The organism is Thermoanaerobacter thermocopriae JCM 7501, assembly GCF_001310975.1.
Classification (GTDB): domain Bacteria; phylum Bacillota; class Thermoanaerobacteria; order Thermoanaerobacterales; family Thermoanaerobacteraceae; genus Thermoanaerobacter; species Thermoanaerobacter thermocopriae.
Window position 1 is genome coordinate 1 of sequence record NZ_BAZY01000075.1, and the last position, 1,123, is coordinate 1,123.

Here is a 1,123-nt window from a genome sequence, read left to right on the forward strand (position 1 = left end):
GATAGAGTATGAAAATTGGTGTTCCAAAAGAGATAAAAACTGCAGAGTCCCGTGTGGCAATTACTCCTGCGGGAGTAGAGGCATTTGTCAAAAATGGCAATGAAGTATACATTGAAAAAGATGCGGGAATAGGAAGTGGTATAGCAAATGAAGAATATGTAAAAGCTGGTGCTAAAATACTTTCTACTGCAAAAGAAGTGTATGATGTAGCAGATATGATTATGAAGGTAAAAGAACCACAACCAAGTGAATACGATTATTTAAAAGAAGGGCAGGTTCTTTTTACATATCTTCATTTAGCTCCTGATAAGCAACAAACAGAAGCCTTATTAAAGAAAAAAGTAATAGGAATTGCTTATGAGACGGTACAACTGGATAATGGAGCTCTTCCTCTTTTGACTCCCATGAGTGAAGTAGCTGGAAGAATGTCGGTGACAATAGGAGCTTATCTTCTTACAAACCTAAATGAAGGAAGAGGAATTGTAATGGGGGGAGTACCAGGAGTAGAGCCAGCAGAAGTAGTAATAATAGGTGGAGGAACGGTAGGTACAAATGCAGCAAAAGTAGCTGTGGGGATGGGGGCAAGAGTTACAATATTGGATGTAAATCCTGTAAGACTTGCATATCTTGATGACATATTTGGAGGACGAGTTACAACTTTGATGTCAAATAGTTTTAATATTGCTCAGAGTGTGAAGAAAGCAGATTTGTTAATAGGAGCAGTTTTGATACCTGGAGCAAAAGCGCCAAAACTTGTGACAGAAGAAATGGTAAAGACGATGAAGAAGGGAGCAGTAATAGTAGATGTTGCAATAGACCAAGGAGGTTGTATAGAGACCTGTGATAGAACGACTTCTCACAAAGACCCGTACTTTATAAAACATGGAGTAGTACATTACTCTGTGCCCAACATTCCTGGGGTTGTTTCAAGGACTTCTACTTTTGCACTGACTAATGTAACTTTGCCTTATGCCTTGGAGATAGCAAGTAAAGGATATAAGAAAGCTTTACTTGAAAATAAAGCGCTACTGAAAGGACTCAATGTCTACAAAGGAATGGTAACATACAAACCTGTTGCAGATGCGCAAGGTTTAGAATATGTTGATCCTATTGATGCTTTAAA

1 protein-coding gene is annotated in these 1,123 nt (G+C 38.4%); it reads left to right on the forward strand.

Annotated elements, in window-relative coordinates; genetic code table 11:
* Positions 1–8 precede the first annotated feature (8 nt).
* Positions 9–1,123 (forward strand): alanine dehydrogenase (gene ald / locus JCM7501_RS12405; protein WP_054644889.1); only part of this gene is annotated, 1,115 nt, incomplete at its 3' end.